We start from the raw sequence: 19,534 nt of genomic DNA, 5'->3' as shown, positions 1-19,534 counted from the left end.
TTTCGTCCTCCCAAAACTGCGTTCTCTGTCCTTTATGCTATCATTTTAGGCCTGTAAAGTCAAATTTTTTCTTCTTTTACTCTACCTTCAGCATCCGGTAGCCAACCCCGATATGCGTCTGGATATACTGCGTCTGCTCTCCGTTCTTTTCCAGCTTTTTCCGAAGCGTCGCCATGAAAACACGGAGGGAAGCGATATCGTTCTCCCAGCTGCTTCCCCAGATTTTCTGTGTGATAAACGTATGCGTCAGCACCTTCCCTGCATTCTGCGACAGCAGGCAGAGCAGCTTGTATTCGATTGGTGTCAGATGAAGTTCCTCTCCGTCAAGATATGCGCACCCCGCTGCGTACTCGATCCGCAGTGCGCCGTTTTCAAAGACAGCCGACTGGACTCCATTTTCTGCCTGCATCTGGGACAGACGGCGCTGTGTGACTCGAAGGCGGGCCAGCAGTTCCTCCACAGAAAACGGTTTCGTCAGATAATCATCCGCTCCTGCGTCCAATGCCTCGATTTTATCGCTGTCCTCACTTCTTGCACTGATTACGATAATCGGCATATTCGACCAGCTTCGAATCTTTTCAATCACCTCTACGCCATCAATATCCGGCAGGCCAAGGTCGAGCAGAACAATGTCGGGATTATGTGTGGATGCCTCCATAATGGCACCCGCACCGTTCTTTGCAGAAATATACTTATAATCGTGTGTTTTTAACGTCGTAGTAATCAGGTTGTGAACCGGCGTATCATCTTCCACAACCAGAATTAATGTCTTATTCATTCAAATTCACCTCACTGAGCGGCAGGTTAATCCGAAAGCAGCAGCCCTGTGGATCGTAGTCATAAAGTGCTATCTCCCCGCCGTGCGCATTTACAATCGAACGGCAGAGTGCCAGTCCAAGGCCAAGGCTTCTGCGGCTGTCGCTTACTTTATTTTTCCCGGAATAGAACATCTCAAACACATGCTCTCTGGACTCTTTTGGAATCCCGGGGCCGTTGTCCTCCACCGCGATCCAGACATTTTTCTCCTCTTTTCCGGCTGTCGAGAACCCACTGAATGATTTCCTGTTCCCTTAGGTCAAAGATTTTTTCCGTCTTTCCTCCTGTCTGCGCGCTGTAAAGTGTTCCGAGGACAATTCTGCTCTCCTGTGCCCCTGCCGGTGCGGCCGTCAGATCCCTTCCCAGCAGTTTTACAAGCTTTGTCGCTGTAATATCAAAAATCTCCGACGCATCCTCTGCCTTCTGCAGAAGCTGGCTGGTATTGAAAAGAATTTTCGTCCGGAACGCATCCCGCGCAGACAGCTTTGCATTCTCTTTTAATTTTGATGCAAGCGTACCTGTCAGAATGGAAATGCCCAGCATGATGGCAAAGGTCACCGGATAACCGGAACCGTACGCGTACAGTGTCAGACGCGGTTCTGTCAGGAAGTAGTTAAACAGCACTACACTGATCACAGAACTGATTACGCTGCAGGTATAACCGCTGGTCAGAATGGACGTCATCATAACGCCGACCAGATATATGGTAATGATATTGGAATCCGGAATGATATGGATTTCCAAATCCGGCACCAGATCGGTCAGCCGTTCGGTCCATCCCCTTCTCTTTCGAAAAAATCCCTGATCCATCATGCTTTTTCCAATGACAATCCGCGTTACTTCGGAAATTCTCGCATATTCTGCAATCTGCAGGGCAATGTCCTCGCTGTGCGTCGTTACAATCTCCGCCCCGCTCTGTTCTGCCAGGCGGATATGCTTCTGCAGCCTTGCCTGATCCTCCGGCGTTTTCTCTGCCGGTTCCGCGGTCTGCACATACAGTGCTGTAAAATTAGCACCAAATGCCCGGGCCATCTGTGCCGCAGTCCGGATAATTTTTTCATTGGACGGCGAAAATGACAGACAGACCAGAATATGTTCTTTTCTCTCTGTTTTCTGTTTTTCTTTTTCCAAATGCTTCACCTCGCTTCCAATTGTAGACTTTGACACTCCCCACAGCTAAAGCAGGGGGATTCTTGTTTCTTCCACTACTGCAATAAACAATCAAAAAGGACACCTTTTATTGTATAATTATGTTACCCCACAAACATACGAAAGAAGGTGTCCTTAATGAAAAATTAGCATTGAAGAAACTGCTAACTTATATGAAAAGTGTATACAAAATTCCACAAAAAATCAAGGGTTTATCCGATGAAAGAAAAAGAAAACCCATCCCGTTGTTTAATATCGTTATGCCAGTGCTGATTTTCCTGATGCTTCAGTATGAAAGTTTTCATACCATTTTTTCAGCGCCGGAAAGCATGGAGAAACGACCGAAAAACTGTATCCGTGGAAAAATCCCAAAAGTTGATGCAGTCAGGGATCTTCTTTCCCGGATTGATCCAAAAGAAATCGAGGAAATTCACGCGCAGACGATTGATGTTCTGAAACGCAACCGCGTATTTCGGGAAGGAACCATAGGCGGATATGTTGCGGCAGGTATTGATGGGGTGGAATTATTCAGCAGTACAAAAAAGTCCTGTCCAGACTGCCTGAGCCGGAAGAACGGGACGGGGAAGACAGAATACTTTCATCGAAGTGTGGTATGTATGACGGTAGGAAAATCGCCGCATGTGATCTTTGGGCAGGAAATGCTGAAACCCAGAGATGGTTCAGAAAAAGATGAAGGGGAACTGACAGGAGCGAAAAGGCTCATCCGGCGTTTAAAGAAAAGGCATGGTCATTTCGCAGATGTGATTGTGGCGGATGCACTGTACCTGAATGCCCCGTTTATCAATACTTTGAAGGAATGCGGTTTAGAAACGGTAATCCGTCTGAAAGATGAAAGAAGGCTTCTGTTTCAGGATGCGGAAAGCATGTTTCAGCGGGACAAGGGGAGAAAAAGGAGCTTCAGGAAGGGAAAAAAGAGTATTGAAGTCTGGGATCTTTCCGGATTTGAGATAGACCTTACCTGGACGATATCTTAAGCGTACTGAAATACGAGGACGGCCACTACGATCTCGTGAGTCTTTCCGACAAGGATTATCAGAAAAAACTGGATGTCCAGATTGCCTACTGGGATAAACTGAAAAATGAAATTCAGAAGGTCAGATCCGGAGAAAACGGAACGGCGGATCTGGTAGACATGAGCGAGACGTATTTCCAGATGGCAGATGAAACGGTTGCCGCAGTCAAAGTTTCCCATGCCAACCGCCAGCTGGAACAGAAAGCCTACATCGACCTTCACACGGGACTGCCGAACAAGAGCAAGTGCGAAGAGCTGTTCCACAATGTGGAATTCATCAAAACTCCTACCGCCTGTATCGTCTTTGACATGAACAACCTGAAACGCGTCAACGACAGCCTCGGCCACTCCATCGGCGACCAGCTGATTCTGAACTTTGCCCGGCTGCTGCGAAACTCGATTCCCGCGAAGCATTTCGTAGGAAGATACGGCGGCGATGAATTTATGGCGGTCATCTATGATGCAACCCGCGAAAGCATCACAGAAATCCTCACAGAGTTTCAGAACGAAGTCGAACAGTTCAACGGCTACGGAACCCAGTTCCGCATCAGCTATTCCCACGGCTTGGCACTTTCCACCGATTACAACGAATGTACGCTCCGCACGCTGTTTGACAAAGCAGATAAATATATGTATGAAAACAAGCAGCAGAGCAAGCAGGGACGCCAGAACTAAAGAAACGCCGGAACCGGAAATATCTTATCGCCGGTTCTGGCGTTTTTTCTTGCTGTTTCTCTTTTATTTTTTTGCAAACGCTTCTATCTGCGCATATCCCGCTGAAAAATCAATGGGTTCCTCCCGCAGCTTCTTTCTGACCGCATCGCGTCCTTCCTGATCTGCCAGCACTTTCTGGATTTTATCGGCAAACTGCATCACATCCAGCGGACAGAGATATCCGTTTTCCCCATCCCGGATCTGCTCGCGCATGGACGGAATATCGGAAGCGATGATGACCTTCTGCAGGCTTCTCGCCTCTACAATCGTAATCGGATAGCCTTCGTGACGGGACGGCTGGAGATACAGGTCGCAGGATTTTACGTACGGCGCAGGATTTTCGCGCATTCCGAGAAAAATAATTTCCTGCTCCACCTGATATTCCTTTGCCATGGTCCGCAGCTTGTTCAGATCTCTTCCATCACCGATGATGAACCATTTGAAGCAAAGTCCCCGTTTTTTCAGCTCCGCCGTAATCTGCACCGCAATATCATATCCTTTTTCTTCCGAAGCTCTTCCCACCGTCAGAAATTTCAGCTCTCCTGTGTACTGCGGATCGCTAAGCGGCTCCTCACTCCGTCTCTGCACCTGTTTGATGTCAATGAAATTCAGCAGAACCTCTGTCCGGTCCGCGAGTTCTGGAAAACGGGCAATGACCTGTTTCCGGACAGGCTCGGAAACGCAGTAAATTTTATCATACTCCGGAATAAAGTCCCTGGTCCGGAACAGCCACCAGAGATTTTCTCCGTGGAACCAGACCGCTTTCTTCCGCGCATTCGTCTTTCTGGCTCCGAATGCGGTTGTGAACGCACCGAATCCGAAAAAGTCGAAAACAAGATCGTATTGTTTTGTTTCCGGCTCCACACACTCCAGAATCCGTTCATACAGTTTTCCATACCGTTTCTTTCCATACACGACGCGCATCAGAAATACGCCCATTCCTCTGGCATAAAAAGACCGTTCTGCCGGTGTCTCCCGTTTTCCCACAATCCGTTCCAAAGCCGGATGCGGCTTTTTGTCCCAGATCATCTGGCGCACTTCCACTTCCTTCGGAATCCGCTCCAGCAGAACGCCTCTTTTTTCGACCAGAAGAAGCGTTACATCTTCTTTTTTCTCCACCAGTTTCTGCAGCAGCGCTGCCATGGCCACTTCCGTTCCGCCCATGTCCATGGTACGTCCCAGCACCAGTATTTTACTCATTGCTTACCTCTCATCTGCTTTTTTCTCTGTTCTAACGCCAGTAGGCATCTCCCACATGCGCAGGATGACGCTGATCCTCCGGCGGAAGCTGATGGTAATCGCCGTACAGGGTGTGAAGATACGTCTCGTATCCCGCCGGGGCATTGATCAGATGGCCTTCAAACGGAAGGCGCACGATCTCTTCGATCGCTGTTTTGGGAATCGCGTCCGACTTGCGGTAACCGCCGCACTGGCAGGCCACCCACTTTGAGTCCTCCGCGCGGTACTTTCTGCACTCTTTTTCCATCTCGCGCAGAATCCGCTCTTTTCCATAGCATTTCCGGATCGCCCATTTGCACCATTTTGCGAAGCTTCCTTTGTTTCCTTTTAAGGTCTGGCGGTAGGTGCGGAATGCATTCATCCGCTGGCTTTCCAGAAACAGTAGCTTTTTCCAGTGACGGTCGTACTCCGGTGTATCTTTTCCGGCAGTCCGTCAAACGGGAAAATGTCGACGAAAAGACCGGTATCCACAGCTCCTGCCACGTGCTCCACAAGACTCGTTCCGGTGTGTACCAGCTTTCCGTATGCCAGTGTGAAACCCTTTGTATTATGAAAATTCATGACGCGGTACGGTGTATCCGTTTCGCTGTTTACAATCTGTTCCAGTTTTTCATAATCCGCTCTCGGCATCCAGACATCCACATCATCATCCCACGGAATGAACCCCTGATGCCGGATCAGCCCGAGCAGAGTTCCATCTGCTGCAAAATAGATCAGGTGATGTTTCCGGCAGACTTCATCCAGATACAGTAATATTCCAAGCGCAATCTCCTGTTTTTCTTTTAATTCTGTAATTTTACGCATAACAGCATTGCCTTTCTGTTTTGTTTTTCCCATCCATTATAAACACTCTGCCGGATTTTTTCAATTTAAAGTTCCTGCCGCTCCGGCGCCCGTCTGAAGATTCCGCACTGTTTTTATCAGTACCTTCATATCCACCGGTTTTACTATGTGTGCGTTCATGCCCGCATTGAAGGCATTCTGCACATCTTCTGAAAATGCGTTGGCTGTCATCGCAAGAATCGGGATTTTCTTTGCCAGCGGGTGGCTGCTGTTCCGGAATTCTTTGCTCATACCGATTCCATTATCCGCTACCCGCAGGCACATCTGCGCATAATGATCCGATGTCGGCACCAGCATCAGCATCGACCAGTCGTATCCGTCCAGCTTCTTTAAAACCATGTAATACGTATTTTCTTCGATCACAACATCCGTACACATAATGGTCTTTTTTTCTGTTCTTTGACCAGACTGTCATCCGGCGTACCGGATGAAACTTCTTTTACGTTCTTCAGATATTCTTTTGCTGCATCAAGACCGACGATTCCGGTATCCTGCTGATTCAGCTCGTCTTCCATTCCTTTTAAGAAACCACAGATCACAACGGTGTACTCTTTTTCGTCCTCCAGATCGGTTCCATCTTTGGTCAGAAGCACATATGGATAAGGATATCCGTTTCCATTGAGATCACAGCCTTCTTTTGCCATTTCTTTGATCTTTGCACCCGTCAGGGTTGATGTCTGCAGCGTTCCATTGCCAAATCCAAATAAGCAGATACAATACGCTCCAATGAACGCATTTCCTTATCTGTTAGATAATTCTTCGCAATGCTGACATCACTTTTTACAATCTTGCCCTCCGGAGCTGCAGTCCATGTAGTTAATCCCATGTGTGGCTTATCTGCATCTGCTCGCTCGTAAATCAACTCCGCTGCTGTATGTCCGTGAACTGCATAGTGCATCTTGTTCTGCACTTTTGCAAAAAATTGCTTTGTTGTTTTCGCTGTTCGGTCATAATCAAGAGCTGTAGCATAGATATCTGTTATCTTCTGATAAAATCTACGCTCAGAGAGACGGATTTCTCGAATCTGCTCAAGCAAATGGTCGAAATATTCTACTGTGAGCACAGAGCCACCATTTTTCAGGCGTTCATCATCCATGACTCAACCTTTGATGGCGTAGTCCTTCACGATGCCATTGGCCCACTTGCGAAACTGTACTGCTCGCTCATTATTAACCTTGAATCCAACCGCAATAATCATTTGAAGATTATATTGCTATGTTCATTTATCGTTGGCAAACCAACGTCATACAATGTGGCCATCATCCTCTGTGTCAGCCATATATTCTCATCCTCATAGCGCATCTCAATACTATCCTGCTGACCACCAACAGAGGCAACATAGGTCAAGTATTCTGCTGCACTGGAACGGATAGTTACTTCATCTTTTTTCTTTTTCAAATAGGAGGCCTCCTTCTTCGATAAATCACTCAATGCTACAGCAGGGTCAAATGCAAGATTGATGTACTGCTGTTCTAATTTCTGTTTCCATGTAGGTATGTCTGTCATGCGGATATCCTTAGTAACATTGAAAACAAAGTTTTTAATTGTGCTGTAATCTACAGAGCGGTAATTGAGACGGTTTCAAGTTTTATGTAAGCAGAAAAAACTGATATAAGATATGTCATTAGTTATCGAGGACGGAGCCCGTTTTGGGGACTCTGTCCTTGTTTGTATTATAATGCAATTTCCAGGCATGTCAAGCAGGCTGTCATCCGATGGAAATACAGTTTTTGATTTTGTGACTTTTCGGAGCTGGCGGTTAAATCCTTCGATGGTGTTGGTCGTATAGATCAGGCGTCGGACTGCTTCTGGATACTCCCGCCGGTGACGATTTTCACCAAATCCACATCTTTATTTTTTTAATAACTTTTTAGTTTTTGATGCTGTAAACTGAATAACCGGTCCTGAGATAATGATCGTTACGATTGTACATATGCCAAACTTTCCCCCCAGCAAAACTCCGGTAAGTACCATAACAATATCCAGTATCATCCGCACTGCTTTTACCTGCCAGCCGTTCTTTTCCGCAAGAGAAAAGGTTAATGCCTCGTAAGAACCACGTCCCAGTGAAGCTGCCGCATAAACTCCTGTTCCGACTGCAAAAAGCATGACTCCCAGCAACATAATCAGTGCATTCACCCACAAATGCGTACTGTACACATGTGCATTTGCAAACAAATCAACACAGAGGCTATACACAAGCTGATAAATAATCGTACCAATATGTATCTGTGATCTGTCATAGAAAAATGAGAACACAATCATAATTATGGCTACAATCAGAGATGCCATGCCTATACTTATATGAAATGTCCTTGAAATCCCCTGCCACAAAACAGCAAGGGTTGCCCCTCCAAATCCCGCATACAATGCAAGGGTAATGCCATATGCTGCTATGATCGAACCAATCACAATGATTATTATTTTTTTCGTCCATTCTGTTTTACTCATTGTTATAGCCTCCTTTTATTTTTATTTGAATTCTTACTACGCATTTTATCTTTATACTATAAATGAGCAAGTTCGTGATTTTGCATAAAAGAAAGACACCTTGAATTCGATTGTGTTGTATAATGAAAGTGACCAAACCAACATTTACAGCATTCACGAAAGAAGGTGTCTCCTGCAAATACTATACATCATTCAGCATTCATATACAACCAGTTTAAAAAATTAGATTTATGCAAATCGTATTCTAATCGAATGATCAATCATCTTATGAGTATCCTGATTAGCATCTTTCTTTCTGGATACCATGGAAAAACCACGGATTTTGCCAAAAACAGTTCCTGCCATAGAACTACAATTGCCCATTTTCTCAACTCTGGAAAGTGGGATGAATCGTTGCTTTCAGATACATTAAAACGGTCTGTCATTGAGATTATTTATTCAGAAGCAGCCCGCACCGGAAAACCTGTTTTCTGTATTGTTGACGATACGATAGCTGCAAAGACAAAGCCTTCGTCACGGGCTCTGCATCCGATTGAAGATGCGTATTTTCATCAATCTCATTTGAAAGGCAAACAGGACTATGGGCATCAGGCAGTTTCGGTTATGCTTTCCTGTAACGGCATTGTTTTGAATTATGCTTTTGTGCTGTATAACAAGCTCAGCGAATTGGCTGCCGAATTATCCGTGGCACATAAAAACTTTGATCTTGTGACAGTTAAAGGCAGAAACTCTTCCTTAACCCCGACCATGAGCACACTACCCGCCTGACTGAATTTTATGGCATTGTCCATAATATTCGACAGAATCCTTCAAATCTCCGCTCTGTAGTTTATTCATACCCAGCACATCATTTACCAGAGACACCAGATATTTTAGGGATTCCATTACCTTTTCTCTGATCTTCTGCTGCATCTGTGGATCATCTGCGTACTGATTTCCCATATTTACCATACCGATAATACCATTCAGTGGTGTACGGATATCATGACTCATCGTTGCCAGAAACCTTGTTTTCATTTCGGCTTCCCGCTTTGCTGCTTCCGCAGCAAAGTTAAGATCCTCTTCACGTCTCTTGGAATCGCTGATACTACGGACCGTACATAAAACATGGATTACATTTCCAGACTCATCCCTTTTTTTACAATAAAAATTTTTCCATGCACCTGGAAGGCTCCTGATTGCCTGATTTCCATTTCCCTCTTCTACCTTGTGGGTTTTATGATGTTCCAGGCACCTAATCCAGATTCTTTTGTAACGTATCGATCAATTCTTCAATAATTATTGGCTTGGATAAGAATCCATCCATACCGCATTCCAGAACTTTCTTTCTGTCCTCATCAAAAGCATTAGCAGTCATGGCAAGAATGGTAATTCCCGACAGTGCCGGATCAGTAAGCGCACGGATCTGCCTGGTAGCCTCATATCCATTCATTACAGGCATCTGCACATCCATCAGTACCAGATCATAATCCCCTGGTATTGAATTTTTAATTTTCTCCACTGCCTCTGCTCCATTTTCTGCTGTATCAACCAGGAATCCATATTCTTTCAGAATTTCCACTGCAATTTCACTGTTCAGTTCATTATCTTCCACAAGAAGTATACGCCTGCCTCTGAAATCTAAATCTGCTGCCGGAAGAATCTTATCCTCTGCCTGGGCCTGTTTCTGACCGATGGCAGCCATCAGAGTCTCTCTGATATCTGACATAAACAGAGGTTTCGCGCAGAATGCAGTCACTCCTGCAGTTCTGGCTTCTGTTTCGATATCTGACCAGTCGTATGCCGTCAGAATAATGATCGGCGTATTGTCATCAAGACTGCGGATCTGACGTGTAACTTCAATTCCATTCATATCCGGCAGACGCCAATCAATGATATAAGCATGAAATGCATCCCCCAGCTCCATTGACTGTCGTGCACGGAGAACAGCCTCTTTACCCGAGACTGTCCATTCCGAACGCATTCCAACCTTTACAAGCATCTTTGTTACACTGTCACAGGTGTTAAAGTCATCGTCTACAACCAATGCCTTAAGACCCTCTAGTTCCGAAATCTTCTCTATGCGATGATGCTCAGGCTGAGTCCGAAATGGCAGACGGACTATAAACTCGGTGCCTTTGTCCTGCTCTGTCTGAACCTCAATAGTACCGCCCATCATATCCACGATGTTCTTGGTAATGGCCATTCCAAGTCCCGTACCCTGAGTCCTGCTGACTGTAGAAGTCCGCTCCCGCTCAAAAGGAGAAAAGATCTTCTGTACAAATTCCTGACTCATTCCAATTCCGTTATCCTTTACCCGAAATTCATACAGTTCGCTGCCTTTTACTTTTCCCGGGTACTGTCTGAGACGGACAGAAACGGTTCCGCCTGCCGGAGTAAACTTAACCGCATTTGACAAAAGATTCAGCAGTATCTGGTTCAGCCGCAGTTTGTCACAATAGACATCCTCATTCGTAACATCCATGGCATCCATATAAAGCTCCAGCTGCTTCGCATGAATCTGTCCACTGATGATCGTCTTCAGATCATGAAGCACATCCGACAGACAGACTTCTGTTTCTTCCAGATGGATCTTTCCGCTCTCAATCCGGCTCATATCCAATATATCATTGATCAGTGAAAGCAGATGCTTACTGGAAGAAAGAATTTTGCCCAAATAATCCTGAACCCTTTTTTTGTCATCAATATTACTTGCAGCCAATGTTGTAAATCCAATAATCGCATTCATTGGTGTCCGGATATCATGAGACATATTGGAAAGAAAAATACTCTTCGCCCTATTTGCAGTCTCTGCCGCATGGACTGCCTCAGAAAGAGCCTGGTTCATTTTCCGGTCAGAGGTACGGTCTGACATAACCAGAATATATTTCTTTTCCCCGTTTACCTCACTTCCCATTGCAATATTATGAAACCAGCGCCTTTCCCCTGTCTTCCGATGTATAAATTCACAATCCCACTCCTGCTGTTCATGAACCGGAATTTCTTTCAGATGATTCTTCTGCGAGTCTTCAGAATCTGCAGGGTGCAGTTTTCTTAAAACACGAATATCCTTGCGAATCTGTTCTACTGTAATACCCAGCAGTTTTTCCGCATTAGGGCTGACGTAATCCGTCTGATATGTTTGGGCATCCAGCATCAGGAAAACGTCATCCACATTCATGGAAAGCTTTTGAAACAGCTCATCACGGTACCGGATCTCCACATCCTTTCTTCTGAGATTTTTCCTGTTTTTCTGGATAATAAGACTGATAAAAAAGGCAGCAATGCAAAGTACAACAGCTCCAACAAGAAGCATCGTGGTAAACTGCAGATTGTTCATACTGGCATTGACAATATCAGCCTGGACAAGTCCCAGAAACATCCAGTCCTGAATATCCGATTTTTCATAGACCAGATAATAATTTCTTCCATCCAGATTCAGCAACATCGCATCAGTACGTCCCGCTTTAAACTTCTCCAAAAGGACATTGATCTCTTTTTCAGACATATCAGAATGCCTACTCAGAAAACCGAAGAAATTATACACGTTCCCCCATAACTCGGAAGAATGATCAATCACAACACGACCATCCGGATGAATAATAAAACTCTGGGCATTTCCATCAAAAGCAGAAATATCCAGTACATCTACGATATCAGAATTTTCATAAGCAATGGCAATTGCATCGTATTCAAATCCCTGATAAATTCCATGCGCCTTAGGTGTGGCAAAAACAAGCAGCTGGGATTTTCCGGGAACTGCTGCATTCGCTATCACATCATTTCCCTGCCGGATATCCTCTTCAATATTTTCCTGTAATCCAAGATACCCGGTTTCACCTGTCGCCATCTTGTAGTCACCGTCAGATGATAGAAAAAAGAATTCCAAAAAGCCTGCATCTTCCTGCGCTTTCTTTATATAATCACGGATCTCGTCTTCACCGGAAATATTCTGCAGATTCTCGCCCCAAATATGGAGGTAAGTCAGGTTCTTATTTGTCAGTTCTCTCAGCATCTGATCAGACTGATGAAGAACTTCCGTCAGATGAGAAACACTTTCCTCGTAAATAGATTTCGACATAAACTTATAATATCGGAAAACAGCCAGAACAACTCCTATAAAGAGAAGAAGAAAAGCAACTATTCTTAATCCTTTTTTCCTGACAGGTTTCTTTCTATTTCTATTATAATTCTTAACATCCATTTTTCTCACCTCAGGGTTATGTAATCTTCAGGTTCTGCAAGAACGGCATTACCACCTGAAACATATGCTGTCCAGGTATCTTTCACAGATGTAGCTCCTCCATCAAATATCATATTTTCATCTACAGGATAAGTTTCCATATGCTGCGGTGTGGCAAGACAGGTCACCGTGAAAGTATCCTCATCCCGAACTGCCTTTCCATCCTTTGTAACTTTACTTAATGTATAGCCATCTTCCGTTTCATTAATTTCCACAGAAATACCACTAACTACTGGCAAAGAGCCACGGTTAAACGGAATAAATCCTCCCTCATAGCCTTCTACAAAGTTTTTGATTATTTCTTTCAGCTCAGCCCCACTCATCTTGCTGCTGTAAGCCGCCAGACCATTTGGCATGATCATGTCACCTGCCATTTTTTCTGTGTAACCGGCTTTCAGCACATTTCCCGTAAAGCTGTTTCCGGTTGCGATCAGCACATCTGACCCATAGATGCCACGTAGCGTGTTTGCCATAACAGAATATGCTGCATTTCCTCCACTGCTGTGGAAACGGTTGGAATACGACTTCTGTGAATCCAGCACGATATCCTCAGAAGCAGTTTCTTCCTCAAGAAGCTGAGAATTAAATGACTGGTATGCCTGCCCTGCATCGTATTCTCCTGAGATCATTTTGGAAACCACATCCTTGGAAACAGAGAAAAAGTCACTTGACGCAATACGGATATACATATGGTTTTCTTCGATCACAGGTTTTATATCTTTCAGATATTCCGTAAGCTGCATATCCACCTCCTGACTGTAGCTTAACAGATCCTGTCCATCACTAATGATCCTGTTCTGCGCATCCTCTGAAAACATTGTATCCAGTACCTCCATTGCTTTCTTTCTGCGTGTTTCATCCTTTGTCAGATCATGGTTTAAGGCCACCTGGAAATATGGCGTAGTCATAATCCACTTTTCACCGTTCTCCTGAAAGAATGGAAGAAATGTTGTGTTAATGCCCTGATCCTGGAACATTTTTACACCGAAAGAACTGCCAAAGTACATGGCAAGCTTGCCACTTTTGTACATCTCAACAACATCATCATAATTCATATTCAAATCTTCCTGACTAAGCCCTGTATCCTGAATAAACTGTTCCATACGTTCAAAAGCCTCTGGCCAGACGGTATCGTCCAGACCTTCTCTCTTTGTATTTTCCGAGTCACTGTAGACCGTCCGCCACTTGCGTCCTTCCACAGAAGACAACTCTGATATAGACAGACCCTGCAGTGTTTCCATACAGGTATAATCATAAGAATAGTCTGCCGTAAATCCACGAACACCCACTTTGTCAAATGCCTGGCAGGCGGAAACAAAACTCTCGTAATCTGTTGGCAACGGGATATCATATTTTTCAAAAAGGTCTTTGTTCACTACAAAACCATGGGCATCTGCACACACAGGAAGCCAGTTTACGCTTCCATCCTCGTTCCTGAAATTGCTGAGGTAGGTATCATAGACAGCACCTGCCGCATTGGTTGTGGAAAGATCCATCAGACTGTCTTTCAGGGGACTTGCATCATGCAGGGAAAATCTGCAGCAGGTTATAATATCCGGCAATCCACCGTTTTCATCAAGGAACTTGTAGAAATCCAAATCATTATTCCCTACAACAAACTCGACATTGATATCCGGAAGCTGTTCCTGGATATATGGTGCATATTTTTCATACAGGTTTGTGCTCCATAAATATACTGTGATTGTTTCTGCATCTTCTTTTTCCGCACTCTTCCCGCCACAGCCTGACAGAAGCGATACGGCTGTCACCATCACTAAAAATACAGACAAAACCTTGCTCCATTTTTTCTTTTTCATTACAAGTTCTCCTAATAGAATTGTTATAGTCACGTCTATGAAATAACACCGTAAAAAAGCACTGCCAAACAGACAGTGCACCTCATTTCATGCAACTGGCTGCCATTTTACAGGCCCTGTAGCTTTGCGTCCCAGACTTTCATCTGGTTTGCCGATCGTCCTTTTTAAGCTTTTAAACTTATGCAAAAAACTGATTTTATTATACTATGGCACTCTACTGTACACAAGAAAAACATTACCATTTTAACCTTCAAAAGCAAAAAAAGAACAGCCGATACATATACTCGAACTGTTCTTCTACTTCCGAAGTCCACGCAGCATTGCTTTTAGTAGAAATCTATCACAATCATAAACGAGTTCCTCTTCAAGAATTTTACGAAAGGGCCATGGCAAAAGCTAAATGCCGCTCTGCTTGATTTTTCTGCCTGTCTGTATCATACTGAACTTATTAACAGACAAGGAGGAATTTAAACCATGGATGCAAAGCTTATAGAGGAACTCAGACAAAAATACAGCAAGAATCCTCCAGAGGGAATGACATCCAATCTGGTCAAAAACATGACAGACTCTGACCTTTTGGATATGCACTATTTTCTTACCGAGGATGATGACCTCGATGACGATGAATTTGAAGAAGGTTTTTACATCGACTTCTTTTAATCTATCGTCTGTTTTCTATGCCCGCTTTTGTGCGGGCTCTTTTTATCAAGAGTTCGACGAATGTCGAACTTTCCTATTATATAAAAAGAAAAAGCCGCTGACACGTTATCTTCTAACGCATCAACAGCTTCTGTCTTGCTTTGTTTCAGTGTATTATTCGGTTTTGCAAAGGTTTATTTGCTTTCAGCATTCTCCCTGATACGGTAATAATCATCCATATCAATGCCTATTTTTACCTTGGCATCTGGTTTTCGTTTGCCCAAAAGGCACACAGTCTCAACGGTACTTTCGTTGTCCCAACAAAGTTCCTGTATTTCCCTGTCTCCAAAATACACCGGAAAACGGAACTTTATGTGCTTCAGGAATCTGCCATCTGGCTGCTCCTGCTCGTAAATGTCCACCTGTTCTACAAAGCTATTAAGAAATTCTTTTTTCTCCAGGTCGGTGAACTTATCATATAGTTTATCAAAATATAAAAGAAATTGATAGACGTTTTCTTCTGATATTTTCTGTTGCCGGATATTCAGCAGGCGATTCTTAACTTCTTCTATACTATTCTCCACGCCTTCAATTTCATCATATAGACGATATAAGCGTGTCTCCATATCCTGATATTTCTTTTCATAAAATTTATCCATGATATCCAGACTATCCATCTGCTGTCCAAGTCTTGCTTTTGCTCCGGTCAGTTGTCTGTGCTGTTTTTCCAGTCCTTCAATCTCTTTTTCTATTTCTTCTGTATCTATTCTTGAACCGATTTTATTCAGAATTGCTTCTTCAAATTTCGGATTCTTCACCAGTTTCCGAATAACCTCTTCCACTGCATTGTTAATCTTCTCTTCGCTCCATTGTTTACGATATCCACATTTATGACCATCTACCAGGCGACGATGTTTGCAGACATAATAGAAATAATCCTTATATAAAGTTCCGTCTTTCTTTTTCTTTCTATTCACGTTTCCATACATACCGCTTCCACATAACGGGCATCTCAATATTCCGGATAAAATATGCTCATGCTCGAGGCTATGTGTCTTTTCATATTTTACACCTGTTTTTTCCCGTTTTTGATGTGCCAGCTCCCAGTCTGTTTCTGAAATAATCCCTTCATGGATACCATCGTGCAGCATATAATTTTCCTGCTTTACAATACGGTATTCATTTCTTGTACCAGATACTTTCTCGTTTTTCCTTCGTCCATAAGCCAGCTTTCCACAGTATACCGGATTATCCAGAACGCCTTTTATAAATGAAGCGGCAAATGCGTCCAGTGTATTATTCTGTCGTTTTTTCTTTTTATATCCATGCTGGTTCAGCCATGCAGCAATCGCAGAGATTCCCATATTGGTATGAATAAATTTATCATAGATCAGACGAATAATCTCTGCTTCGTCTTCTGCGATCTGCAATTCTCCATTTACCAATTCATAGCCATATGGAGCAAACCCGCCGTTCCATTTTCCTTCTCTGGCTTTCTGCTTACGTCCCTCCATTGTCTGCACAAGGATATTCTCTCGTTCAATCTCTGCCACCGCAGACAGAACAGAAATCATCAGCTTTCCGCTATCTTTTGAGCTGTCAATCCCATCTTCAACACAGATCAGATTCACTCCAAAATCCTGCATCCTCTGCAAAGAGTTTAATACATCTGCCGCATTACGACCGAATCTGGAAAGCTTGAACACCAATACAAACTGTACCTCATCTGTTCCATTCTCAATATTATCTAACATTCTCTGAAATTCCGGTCTGCCCTCTACGCTCTTTCCAGACTTACCTTCATCGGAATACTCATTTACGATTTCCATGTTTTGAAATTCCGCATATCTCTTGAGTTTTTCTTTCTGAGCATCCAGACTGTAGCCATCTACCTGCATGGTTGTGGATACTCTGGTATATATATCGCATTTAATCTTTTTATTCTTCATAATCTTCCTCGCAGTATAACTCTGTTTTATTGTCCCAACCTTATTTTAGTACTTGTTCCAACTACTTTCAATACTTATTTTCCGTATTGACGCATTTCTTCGCCAATCGTATAATTAAGTTAGATACATAGCATTTCTGTTATCAAAATATTGCCCGCCCACCATCGGCGACTTATAAATGATTGGCTCGAAAATATTGTTCGCTTATCGGAAGCGTCTAATAAATGTCCGGCTTGAAAATTATTTAGAAATAATTTCTGTTTTTGATATTGTGTTTTTATCACACATTGCATATACTATAAATACACAAAAAAGCCAAAAAAGAGGAGGTGTTAGTATGGCTACTTCAAGTATTACTCATAATTTTGTCGTATCCAATCCAAATAGCGTAAAGCGTTTTATCGCAGCAATTGACGAAGCTGACCGTGACCGCACACCAAAGCAGACACTTCCCGGACGTCAGTTAACGAACCCCCAGGAAATCTTAGCTTTAATGTCAAAAAGGAAGAAAAAACATGTCTGATAAATATTTTACCGTTAATATTCGGGCATATTTGGATAAAGACGAACCGACATATATCGGAGAGGAAAGTCTTTACGACTTACTCTCCGATTTTTCTTGTCCCAAAAATCCCGATGTGGAATACTTTTTATTACATAATGCGATTGAGTTTACCAAAAAAGATCAATCTATCACTTATCTGGTATTTGATGCTGAAGATGCTTCACTGGTTGGTTATTTTTCACTTACAGTAAAACCCATCTCTGTCCGTGCTTCAAATATCAGCAAGACAATGGCAAAAAAGCTGTCCCGTGTCAGTATTTTGGATGAAGAAATACAATCCTATACTACCGCAGCTTACCTGATCGCCCAGTTGGGAAAGAACTATTCTCTTCCAAAGGAAAAACGAATTCCTGGAAATATTCTACTGGGATTTGCACTGGAAACCATATCCAGTCTCAAATATTCCGTAGGCGGCGTTATGGAGTTTCTTGAATGCGAAGATAATGAATTTCTTCTGAGCTTTTATACACAGAATCATTTCAAGCCATTTGATACTCGTATTACCGCTTCCCAGAATAATGAGTCACACACTCTGCATCAGCTTTTAAAATTTATTTGATTTAAAAATACATGAAAAAAGCGACAGTCTGATTTACATTTTGTATTTCAGGAAACTGCCGCTTCTTTTTCTTCCTTATTCTGTTTTTCTTCCTCCAACTCCCGGAGGACTTCTTCGCCGTACTTATCAATCATCCGTACCAGAAAATCAATGCACCGCTCAAATTCAATATTCTGTTGCATAAGCTCCTCCCGTTATTGTTTGTTCTGAGCTTATTTTACAGAACCTGCCTGAAAACCACATTGAATAGAAATTGATTGTAAATTGACACAATCAATTTAAAAATATCCGCATTTTCTTGAATCGAATATATGTTCGTATTATGATAGATATACTTAATCTTAACTACGAAAGGGGAATTTCTATTGAATCAATGCGATTTTTCTTCTATTAGCACTTGCTTAAAAAATCATATCAGCGAAAGTAATCAAATGAGTCAGCCTGATTTTTTATACGAATTATTTGAAGATTTTATGGATGATCCGGCAAATCAGGATTTTTCTATGGATAATGGTCTGGTTTGTCGTTGGCTGACCGGTCAAGCAAAGATCAGTCCCAAAATATCTGCCTACTATTCCAAACCCAGTAATCAGAAAAAACTGGCAGAAACCATTCACCAGAATCTGCTTCCATTGATGTCTGACTGCAATATGGCTATGCAGGATATATACACATTATTTATACAAGATGACACCATCTCCGATGCCAAAAAGAAAAATCTGGCTTCTCTGTACAAACCAGCCAGCTCACGTCTGCTTTTTCTTGCAAAGCTGATTTCTTTTGGCATGGAGCGACAATTTATCAAACGTGATACTAAAAATCAAAAATTAATTGCCGGAGGTGCCCTGTCACCCATTGTGCTGGATTATATTATGGACAGTGAGGTTCCGAAACCATGCCGTCATTTTATCGGAAGAGATAAAGAACTAGAAGAATTATATACCATGCTTGAGGAAAACCGTCATGTTTTTCTTTGCGGAATTGCCGGTATTGGTAAAAGCGAACTTGCCAAAGCCTACGCAAAACATTACAAAAAGTATTACACTAACATTCTATATGTAGAATATACAGGTGATCTTCATCAGGACATTACTGACATGGATTTTATTGATGATCCACCAGAAATCAGCGAACAGGAACGGTTTCAAAGACATAACCGTTTTCTGCGTTCCCTGAAATCCGATACTCTGCTTATCATAGATAATTTTAATGTCACAGCTACACAGGACAGTTTTCTGTCAGTAGTATTAAAATACCGCTGTCAGATTTTATTTACGACCAGAAGTAATCTGAATGAATACTGTACTTTTCAATTAAAAGAAATAAAGGATATAAACATTCTTTTCCAACTGACATCTGCATTTTAAGTTAGCAACCACCAGTTCAACTGGTGGTTTATTATTAGCCCTCCAAAGGGCTATTGTTACTGCTCGCCCCAAAGGGCGGTATCGCAAGCACTTTTGCTGGCCCGCTATAAAGCGGTACTACTCGAATCTTCTCGTCTCGATTCTTCTGCTTGCTCTTTTATATACTTTTGA

20 protein-coding genes, 3 pseudogenes and 1 riboswitch are annotated in these 19,534 nt (G+C 42.9%); of the genes and pseudogenes, 7 read left to right on the top strand and 16 right to left on the bottom strand.

Annotated features, from left to right (window positions below; all coding sequences use genetic code 11):
- Positions 1-76: 76 nt before the first annotated feature.
- The 3 genes from DXA55_RS13935 to DXA55_RS13930 are packed head-to-tail and all read right to left on the bottom strand — an operon-like array spanning position 77 to position 1,947.
- A complete protein-coding gene (locus DXA55_RS13935) occupies positions 77-778 on the bottom strand; it encodes a response regulator (RefSeq protein WP_022461465.1) in 702 nt (233 codons plus the stop codon).
- The gene (locus tag DXA55_RS17900; RefSeq protein ID WP_242857174.1) at positions 771-1,004 is read right to left on the bottom strand and encodes a sensor histidine kinase; all 234 of its coding nucleotides are present in this window, start codon (positions 1,002-1,004) and stop codon (positions 771-773) included. The genes DXA55_RS13935 and DXA55_RS17900 overlap by 8 nt, the downstream gene beginning before the upstream one ends.
- Positions 952-1,947, bottom strand: coding sequence for a DUF4118 domain-containing protein (locus tag DXA55_RS13930; protein ID WP_242998569.1), 996 nt, complete (start codon positions 1,945-1,947; stop codon positions 952-954). The genes DXA55_RS17900 and DXA55_RS13930 overlap by 53 nt, the downstream gene beginning before the upstream one ends.
- Positions 1,948-2,210: 263 nt before the next feature.
- On the opposite strand from DXA55_RS13930, the gene DXA55_RS13925 reads away from it, so the two are divergent.
- Both DXA55_RS13925 and DXA55_RS13920 read left to right on the top strand, forming a co-directional pair.
- Positions 2,211-2,960 carry a transposase gene (locus DXA55_RS13925; protein ID WP_227093614.1) on the top strand — a complete coding sequence of 250 codons (750 nt, stop codon included), beginning with the start codon at positions 2,211-2,213 and terminating at the stop codon, positions 2,958-2,960.
- 35 nt (positions 2,961-2,995) lie between these two features.
- On the top strand, positions 2,996-3,673 hold the full coding sequence (locus tag DXA55_RS13920) for a GGDEF domain-containing protein (RefSeq protein WP_242998566.1): 678 nt from the start codon (positions 2,996-2,998) through the stop codon (positions 3,671-3,673).
- 63 nt (positions 3,674-3,736) lie between these two features.
- Here the strand turns inward: DXA55_RS13920 and DXA55_RS13915 are convergent, their stop codons facing one another.
- The 8 genes and pseudogenes from DXA55_RS13915 to DXA55_RS13880 form a co-directional block, all read right to left on the bottom strand.
- Positions 3,737-4,912, bottom strand: coding sequence for a glycosyltransferase (locus tag DXA55_RS13915; protein ID WP_117814473.1), 1,176 nt, complete (start codon positions 4,910-4,912; stop codon positions 3,737-3,739).
- A 31-nt stretch (positions 4,913-4,943) separates the two neighbouring features.
- A complete protein-coding gene (locus DXA55_RS18160; RefSeq protein ID WP_117814472.1) occupies positions 4,944-5,312 on the bottom strand; it encodes a LicD family protein in 369 nt (122 codons plus the stop codon).
- Positions 5,309-5,788: a LicD family protein gene (locus DXA55_RS18155; protein WP_117814471.1), complete on the bottom strand. Its 480-nt coding sequence runs from the start codon at positions 5,786-5,788 to the stop codon at positions 5,309-5,311. Before DXA55_RS18155 ends, DXA55_RS18160 begins: the two co-directional genes overlap by 4 nt.
- A 27-nt stretch (positions 5,789-5,815) precedes the next feature.
- On the bottom strand, positions 5,816-6,172 hold the full coding sequence (locus DXA55_RS13900; RefSeq protein WP_055265271.1) for a response regulator: 357 nt from the start codon (positions 6,170-6,172) through the stop codon (positions 5,816-5,818).
- Entirely contained in the window at positions 6,154-6,438 is a 285-nt protein-coding gene (locus DXA55_RS13895) for a hypothetical protein (RefSeq protein ID WP_055219522.1), read from the bottom strand. The genes DXA55_RS13900 and DXA55_RS13895 overlap by 19 nt, the downstream gene beginning before the upstream one ends.
- A gap of 26 nt (positions 6,439-6,464) precedes the next feature.
- A pseudogene (gene rhuM, locus DXA55_RS13890) lies at positions 6,465-7,192 on the bottom strand (RhuM family protein); the annotation flags it as partial.
- Between the two features lie 303 nt (positions 7,193-7,495).
- Positions 7,496-7,612, bottom strand: a pseudogene (locus DXA55_RS13885) (transposase); the annotation flags it as partial.
- 33 nt (positions 7,613-7,645) lie between these two features.
- Positions 7,646-8,245 (bottom strand): YczE/YyaS/YitT family protein, encoded by a 600-nt coding sequence (locus DXA55_RS13880; RefSeq protein WP_117814470.1) that lies wholly within the window; start codon positions 8,243-8,245, stop codon positions 7,646-7,648.
- Positions 8,246-8,512: 267 nt separating this feature from the next.
- On the opposite strand from DXA55_RS13880, the gene DXA55_RS13875 reads away from it, so the two are divergent.
- Positions 8,513-9,013, top strand: coding sequence for a transposase (locus DXA55_RS13875; RefSeq protein WP_082424585.1), 501 nt, complete (start codon positions 8,513-8,515; stop codon positions 9,011-9,013).
- On the opposite strand, the gene DXA55_RS13870 is transcribed toward DXA55_RS13875, so the two are convergent.
- The 3 genes from DXA55_RS13870 to DXA55_RS13860 all read right to left on the bottom strand — a co-directional run bounded on the left by DXA55_RS13870 (position 9,002) and on the right by DXA55_RS13860 (position 14,284).
- A complete protein-coding gene (locus DXA55_RS13870; protein WP_055219527.1) occupies positions 9,002-9,262 on the bottom strand; it encodes a sensor histidine kinase in 261 nt (86 codons plus the stop codon). The two genes, DXA55_RS13875 and DXA55_RS13870, sit on opposite strands and share 12 nt — an antisense overlap.
- A gap of 217 nt (positions 9,263-9,479) precedes the next feature.
- Entirely contained in the window at positions 9,480-12,428 is a 2,949-nt protein-coding gene (locus tag DXA55_RS13865) for a hybrid sensor histidine kinase/response regulator (RefSeq protein WP_117814469.1), read from the bottom strand.
- Between the two features lie 5 nt (positions 12,429-12,433).
- Complete coding sequence (locus DXA55_RS13860; RefSeq protein WP_055265263.1) at positions 12,434-14,284, bottom strand: ABC transporter substrate-binding protein; 1,851 nt, start codon at positions 14,282-14,284, stop codon at positions 12,434-12,436.
- A gap of 87 nt (positions 14,285-14,371) precedes the next feature.
- A riboswitch (cyclic di-GMP riboswitch) is annotated at positions 14,372-14,447 on the bottom strand.
- Between the two features lie 311 nt (positions 14,448-14,758).
- Here DXA55_RS13860 and DXA55_RS13855 point away from each other — a divergent pair.
- Positions 14,759-14,944: a hypothetical protein gene (locus DXA55_RS13855; RefSeq protein WP_055219533.1), complete on the top strand. Its 186-nt coding sequence runs from the start codon at positions 14,759-14,761 to the stop codon at positions 14,942-14,944.
- Between the two features lie 173 nt (positions 14,945-15,117).
- On the opposite strand, the gene DXA55_RS13850 is transcribed toward DXA55_RS13855, so the two are convergent.
- Positions 15,118-16,872, bottom strand: coding sequence for a recombinase family protein (locus DXA55_RS13850; RefSeq protein ID WP_242998564.1), 1,755 nt, complete (start codon positions 16,870-16,872; stop codon positions 15,118-15,120).
- A gap of 337 nt (positions 16,873-17,209) precedes the next feature.
- Between DXA55_RS13850 and DXA55_RS17890 the strand changes: the two genes are divergently transcribed.
- On the top strand, positions 17,210-17,395 hold the full coding sequence (locus tag DXA55_RS17890) for a hypothetical protein (protein WP_215636726.1): 186 nt from the start codon (positions 17,210-17,212) through the stop codon (positions 17,393-17,395).
- Complete coding sequence (locus DXA55_RS13840; RefSeq protein ID WP_117814467.1) at positions 17,388-17,996, top strand: GNAT family acetyltransferase; 609 nt, start codon at positions 17,388-17,390, stop codon at positions 17,994-17,996. Before DXA55_RS17890 ends, DXA55_RS13840 begins: the two co-directional genes overlap by 8 nt.
- Positions 17,997-18,043: 47 nt before the next feature.
- On the opposite strand, the gene DXA55_RS18150 is transcribed toward DXA55_RS13840, so the two are convergent.
- The gene (locus tag DXA55_RS18150) at positions 18,044-18,178 is read right to left on the bottom strand and encodes a hypothetical protein (RefSeq protein ID WP_004844681.1); all 135 of its coding nucleotides are present in this window, start codon (positions 18,176-18,178) and stop codon (positions 18,044-18,046) included.
- A 249-nt stretch (positions 18,179-18,427) separates the two neighbouring features.
- Here DXA55_RS18150 and DXA55_RS13835 point away from each other — a divergent pair.
- Positions 18,428-19,360: pseudogene (locus tag DXA55_RS13835) on the top strand (ATP-binding protein); the annotation flags it as partial.
- Positions 19,361-19,534 lie beyond the last annotated feature (174 nt).

The sequence above is a fragment of the Blautia sp. OF03-13 genome (genome assembly GCF_003460685.1).
Lineage (GTDB): Bacteria > Bacillota > Clostridia > Lachnospirales > Lachnospiraceae > Fusicatenibacter > Fusicatenibacter saccharivorans.
This window is presented reverse-complemented; position numbering and strand designations above follow the sequence as displayed.